We start from the raw sequence: 6,602 nt of genomic DNA, 5'->3' as shown, positions 1-6,602 counted from the left end.
CCAAGGTTGAGCACGTAGTAACCAAGTTCCATCAGAGATGCTACGACCTCCGCGGCATTGGCGGGCCGTACGGCACCTTCATAAGGGCATTCGACGACACAGCTGACATAGCCGCGTAGTGGAATACCGTGCGCGCTGCTTGCCTGCGCGATGGGGCGGAAACGATCGATGCTCTCGGCAATCGAACAATTGATATTATGCTGGGAGAAGCTTTCGGAAGCTGCGGCAAAGATCGCGACCTCGTCCGCCCGTGCCGAAAGTGCCGCCTCAAAGCCCTTCATGTTGGGGGTGAGGACTGTATAACGCACGCCAGGCACGCGGCGAATTCGGGCCATCACTTCGGCGGCGTCGACAAGCTGCGGCACCCATTTCGGACTCACGAAACTGGTCACCTCGATGCGCTCGTAGCCGCAATCGGACAGCATATCGACAAGTGCAATCTTGTCTGCCGTCCCGATGAAGTGTTCCTCATTTTGCAGACCGTCACGCGGTGCCATCTCGACGATCGAAACATGTTCCTGGTGTAGAGCCGTCATCATGCCTCTCCAGCCTTCAGGGTGACGAGGACGGCGCCCTCGGAAACCTGCTGACCCTCACTTGCGTGAACGCTTTCCACAATGGCGTCTCGCGCGGCGGTCAGCGTCAGCTCCATTTTCATGGCCTCCATGACGATCAGCGGCGCGCCTTTCGAGACGGCGGCACCTTCGCTTGTCCGCACGATCTTGACGAAGCCTGGCATCGGCGCGATCAGGCGATCGCCGACCTCTGCTTCTGAGGCAGTACCATCCAGCGGATCGGGCAGCGCAAAGAGGTGTGAATTGCCGTCGAGCCTCAGGCACAACCGATGCGTCCCGCGCTCCACCTCGACAGAAACCTGTCTGCCATCGGTCTCCACTTGTAGACGGTCGCCATGGCGGCTGACAAACCTAATGGGAATCACCCGGCGGCCGTCATGGACGGCGAACATGCCGAAGCCTCGAGCGACGACACGCAGACTTGCAAGACTGCCGGCATGTTCCAACGTCACTTTACGCTGCATCTCGCCCCAGAGCTGCCAATGGCCGAGCGTGTCCCAGGGATCGCGGCCGTGGCTCTTTCCTTCCAGCGACAGCACTGCCGCAAGCGCAATCACCGTGTCTTCGGCAGCTGGAATTGCGGTCAGGGTCTCAAGATTGCGCTCGATCAGACCTGTGTCCGGATGGCCAGAGACAAATTCTTCCTGACGGCTCAGTTTGGTGAGAAAGCCGATATTGCTCACCGTCCCGGCGATGTGCGATGCCTGCAGTGCCCGCGTCAACACCCCAAGCGCATCGGAGCGATTCGCGCCATGCACGATCATCTTGGCGATCAGCGGGTCGTAATGGGCAGAAATCCGATCACCTGTCCTGACGCCCGCATCGATCCGCACGCCGTCCTTTGGGAAGCGCATCTCGTCGATCACACCCGTGGCCGGTAAAAAACCCCTTGCCGCGTCTTCCGCGTAGATGCGCGCCTCGAAGGCCCAGCCGTCGATCTTCAGCTCGGATTGTTTTTTCGGAAGCGGTTCACCGGCTGCGACCCGCAATTGCCATTCGACGAGATCAACACCCGTAATCGCCTCCGTTACCGGATGCTCGACCTGCAGGCGCGTGTTCATTTCCATGAAGAAGAAGCGGTCCGGCCACAACCCCTTCGAGACATCGGCGATGAACTCCACGGTCCCGGCGCCGCGATAATCGATCGCCCGCGCAGCCCGCACGGCCGCATCGCCCATGGCGCGGCGCATCTCGGCGGTCATGCCCGGAGCCGGCGCTTCCTCGATGACCTTCTGGTGGCGCCGCTGGAGCGAACAATCGCGCTCGAAAAGGTGGACGACATTGCCGTGCCGGTCTCCGAATACCTGTACCTCGATATGACGCGGTCGAAGCAGGTATTTTTCGATAAGCATGGCATCATCGCCGAATGCCGCCTTCGCCTCGCGCTTTGCCGCTTCCAGGGCAGATGGGAGCTCTTCGGCCCGCTCGACACGGCGCATGCCCTTACCGCCGCCGCCCGCGCGAGGCTTGATGAGAACGGGGAAGCCGATCTCGGATGCCTTGCCCGCCAGAAGGGCCGGATCCTGGTCGTCGCCGTGATAGCCGGGCACGATCGGAACGCCGGCGCTTTCCATCAGGGCCTTGGCGGCATCCTTGCGACCCATTGCCCGAATCGCCATTGGCTGCGGACCAATGAAAACTAATCCCGCCGCCTCGACAGCCTCGGCGAACTCGGCGTTCTCCGAACGAAAGCCATAGCCCGGATGGATCGCATCGGCGCCAGTCCGCTTGGCCGATTCTATAACACGCTCGATCGAAAGATAACTTTCATGGGCCGCCGAACCGCCGATACGGATCGCTTCGTCGGCAAGCTCGGCGTGCAGCGCGCCGCTGTCGGCATCGGAATAGACCGTGGCTGTGCGCACGCCCAGGCGGTGGGCCGTACGAATGATACGGCAGGCAATTTCACCACGGTTGGCAATCAGGATCTTTCCAAACATCGCAGCCTCACATCCTAAACAGGCCGAAACGCGTGTCTTCGATCGGCGCATTCAGCGCAGCTGACAGCGACAGGCCGAGAACATCGCGGCTCTTTGCAGGATCGATGATGCCGTCGTCCCAAAGGCGGGCGGAGGCATAGAGCGGATGGCTCTGGCTTTCGAAGAGATCGAGAACTGGCTTTTTGAAAGCCGCCTCGTCTTCTGCATTCCAAGGCGTCCCGGCACGGATCAGCGCTTCGCTGCGAACGGTGGCAAGCACGCCTGCCGCCTGCTCGCCGCCCATTACGGAAATCCTGCTGTTCGGCCAGGTCCAGAGGAAGCGCGGCGAAAAGGCGCGGCCCGCCATGCCGTAATTTCCGGCGCCGAAGGAGCCTCCGATCAGCATGGTGATCTTCGGTACCTTGGTGGTTGCCACAGCCGTGACCAGTTTGGCGCCATGCTTGGCGATACCTTCCGTCTCGTACTTGCGTCCGACCATGAAGCCGGTGATGTTTTGCAAAAAGACTAGCGGGATTTTCCGTTGCGAGCAGAGCTCGATAAAATGTGCGCCCTTGACCGCAGATTCGGAAAACAGGACGCCGTTGTTGGCAAGGATCCCGACAGGGACGCCATGGATATGCGCAAAGCCGCAGACGAGCGTGGCGCCGTAGCGCGCCTTGAACTCGTCAAAACGCGAACCGTCGACGATGCGGGCGATCACCTCGCGCACCTCGTAGGGCGTGCGAAGGTCGGCGGGCACGATACCGGCGATTTCCGCCGGATCGTAGTGCGGCGGCTCTGCCTCGCGAAGTTCGACCGTATGTGCTTTTTGTCGGTTCAGCGAGGCGACGGCGCGGCGTGTCAGCGCCAGGGCATGGGCATCGTCGCGGGCCAGATAGTCGGCAACGCCAGAAAGGCGCGTATGCACGTCGCCGCCGCCGAGCTCCTCGGCAGAAACCACCTCGCCCGTCGCCGCTTTGACGAGCGGCGGTCCAGCGAGGAAGATCGTTCCCTGCCCTTCCACGATGATGGCTTCGTCAGACATGGCAGGGACATAGGCGCCACCTGCTGTGCAAGAGCCCATCACCACGGCAATCTGCGGGATTCCGGCCGCCGACATATTAGCCTGGTTGAAGAAGATCCGTCCGAAGTGATCACGATCGGGAAAGACCTCGTCCTGGTTGGGCAGATTGGCACCGCCGGAATCAACCAAATAGATGCAGGGCAGTTTGTTCGCCGCTGCGATCTCCTGCGCCCTTAGGTGTTTTTTCACCGTCATCGGATAGTAAGTGCCGCCTTTGACCGTCGCATCGTTGCAGATGATCATGCATTCGCGACCTGCGACGCGGCCGATTCCCGTGATCAACCCGGCTGCCGGCGCCTCATCGCCGTACATGCCGTAAGCAGCCGTCGCGGCAATTTCCAGAAACGGTGTTGACGGGTCGATCAGTCCCATGACCCTGTCGCGCGGTAGCATCTTGCCGCGACCCACATGCCGCTCGCGTGCCGCCGTCCCGCCGCCGTCCTGGGCCGATCGCGCGACGTCCTCAATGAGTCTGATAGCCTCCTGCATAGCCGCCTGATTGGCCCTGAAGGTTTCAGAATTGCTCGCGATCTGGGATTTGAGTACGGTCATGCCGTCTCCGCAAAGAGCTCGCGTCCGATCAGCATTCGCCGGATTTCAGAGGTTCCGGCACCGATCTCGTAGAGCTTAGCGTCCCTCAAGAGCCGCCCTGCGGCATAATCATTGGTGTAGCCATTGCCGCCAAGCGCCTGGATCGCTTCGAGCGCCATGCCAGTTGCCTTTTCCGCTGCATAAAGAATGCAACCTGCAGCGTCCTTGCGGGTCGTCTCGCCGCGGTCGCAGGCCGCCGCCACGGCATAGACATAGGCGCGCGCCGTATTCAGCGTCACATACATGTCGGCGAGCTTGGCCTGCATCAACTGGAATTCGCCGATCGCCCGGCCGAACTGCTTGCGTTCATGCAGATAGGGAAGAACAAGATCCACGCAAGCCGCCATGATGCCGAGGGGACCGGCCGAAAGCACCACGCGTTCATAGTCCAGGCCTGACATCAGTATCTTCACGCCGCCGCCGATTGCGCCCAGCACGTTCTCCTCGGGCACTTCGCAATCTCGAAAGATCAGCTCGCAAGTATTCGAACCCCGCATCCCAAGCTTGTCGAGTTTCTGGCCTGTCGCAAACCCCTGGAAGGTCTTCTCCACAAGGAACGCCGTGATGCCGCGCGGTCCGGCCTCAGCGTCGGTCTTGGCATAGACCACGAGCAGGTCGGCATCCGGACCGTTGGTGATCCACATCTTGTTGCCGTTCAGGAGATATCGGTCGCCGCGCTTTTCGGCCTTGAGCTTCATCGAAACAACATCCGAACCGGCCTCCGGCTCCGACATGGCGAGTGCCCCGACATGTTCGCCCGAGATAAGCTTGGGCAGATAGCGGCTCTTTTGCGCGTCATTGCCGTTGCGGTTGATCTGATTGACGCAGAGGTTGGAATGCGCCCCATAGCTCAAGCCGACCGAGGCCGAGGCGCGGCTGACCTCCTCCATGGCGACGCAATGGGCGAGATAACCGAGACCCGCACCGCCATAAGCGTCGTCCGCCGTGATGCCGAGCAGGCCCATATCTCCCATCTCCCGCCAGAGCAGTGCTGGAAAATTGTTACTGCGATCGGTCTCTGCCGCCAGCGGCGCAATGCGTCCACTCGCAAACCGCCTGACACTCTCGCGCAGCGCTTCGATCTCGTCGCCGAGTGCGAAATTCAAACCACCTGAATACATCCGGCCTCTCCCCTTAGCCGTCGATCGCGCCGCATCGTCACCGGCATCTGCTCACCTTCGAGGTCGCAGTGTTGATCCATGATACTGGAAGCATTGCTCCTCCGCTTCATCAGTCCATGTCAGAACGATAGCACCCGATCCGCAGAATTTCCCCACCAAAAATGCTGCCGCGGCGCATCAATCGAAAAGCGAATGCCCAGGTTCGCGATATTTTCATAAAGGAGCTGGGATCGGCGGTGTCGAGCCATCTGCCGCCGCGATCGTGCGGCAAACGCCCGGCGGCCCGCCGCTATTCACGCGGCACCGCACATACCTGATCAATTGATCTTCACGCCCTTCGAGCGCATGCGCGAAACGGTCTCACGCTCGGCCCGCTTGCACCGCATGGGCGGCAAACCGCGGTCCATCAGGTCCATGTCTTCCAACACCATGTCGCCCATCTTCTTGAAGGCACTGTCGAGTGCACCGGCACGATGGGCGGAGCGGATGAACCCTTTCAAACTGCGCACCGGATGGTCAAGCGGCAACGGCTCTTCGGGATATACGTCGCTTGCCGCAACGATATGGCCCGATGCGACGGCCGCCATCAGTGCATCGAAATCGACGACATCGGCGCGACTGAGCAGGATGAACGCCGAGCCAGGCCGCATGCTGGCAAAAGCCTCAGCATTAAGGAATTGCTTGTTCTCACTGGTCACCGCCGCAACGACAAAGACGAAATCGCTCTCTGTTAGCACCTCTCTTAGGCTCGCCGCTCCGACGCCGTGCTCCTCCAGGATGGAGCGCGGCAGCCAGGGATCGAAAACCCGGATCGTCGCCCGGAAACCGCAAAGCACCCGCCGGAGGGCCTTGCCGAGATCGCCGAAGCCGATGATGCCGATCTCGGAGCCTGCAATCAGCCGGGAACTTGCATTGCCCTCTCCGCCCCAAAGCTCTCTGCCTCTGCGAAAAGCCAAGTCCTGGTCGATGATGTCGCGCGCGAGCGAAAGTGCAAAACCCAGACCGATTTCCGCCACGGGTTCGGCAAAGACCTGTCCCGTTGTGACGACGTGAATGCCACGCTGGAAGAGGATTTCATAAGGCATATTGTTGATGAGATTGCTTTCGACATTCAGCACACAGCGAAGTTCAGGCATGCGCGCCACGGTCCCGGCCGACAACGGCGGCTGGCCGATGATGTAACGCGCCATTGCGAGAACGCCATCGCCGAGCCCGGCGATGTTTTCCGGATCGGCCTCGATGATCTGATATTTGGCGTGCAACAGTTTTCGCGCCTCATCGGTAAAGATCAGATCGAGCGTGCGTGGTTCCG

5 protein-coding genes are annotated in these 6,602 nt (G+C 60.9%); all 5 read right to left on the bottom strand.

The window, feature by feature from the left end:
• On the bottom strand, positions 1-536 hold a 536-nt coding region (locus tag C9413_RS25735; protein WP_170251082.1), incomplete at its 3' end, for a hydroxymethylglutaryl-CoA lyase.
• Positions 536-2,515 (bottom strand): acetyl/propionyl/methylcrotonyl-CoA carboxylase subunit alpha, encoded by a 1,980-nt coding sequence (locus C9413_RS25730; protein WP_170251081.1) that lies wholly within the window; start codon positions 2,513-2,515, stop codon positions 536-538. The genes C9413_RS25730 and C9413_RS25735, both read right to left, overlap by 1 nt.
• Before the next feature lie 7 nt (positions 2,516-2,522).
• The gene (locus tag C9413_RS25725) at positions 2,523-4,130 is read right to left on the bottom strand and encodes a carboxyl transferase domain-containing protein (protein ID WP_040115610.1); all 1,608 of its coding nucleotides are present in this window, start codon (positions 4,128-4,130) and stop codon (positions 2,523-2,525) included.
• On the bottom strand, positions 4,127-5,290 hold the full coding sequence (locus C9413_RS25720) for an isovaleryl-CoA dehydrogenase (protein WP_040115611.1): 1,164 nt from the start codon (positions 5,288-5,290) through the stop codon (positions 4,127-4,129). The genes C9413_RS25725 and C9413_RS25720 overlap by 4 nt, the downstream gene beginning before the upstream one ends.
• Before the next feature lie 317 nt (positions 5,291-5,607).
• On the bottom strand, positions 5,608-6,602 hold a 995-nt coding region (locus C9413_RS25715), incomplete at its 5' end, for a hydroxyacid dehydrogenase (protein ID WP_170251080.1).

This window comes from Rhizobium sp. SEMIA 4085 (genome assembly GCF_013004495.1).
Classification (GTDB): domain Bacteria; phylum Pseudomonadota; class Alphaproteobacteria; order Rhizobiales; family Rhizobiaceae; genus Rhizobium; species Rhizobium gallicum.
Note: the sequence above shows the minus strand (reverse complement) of the source record. Positions and strands in the feature narration are given on the sequence as shown.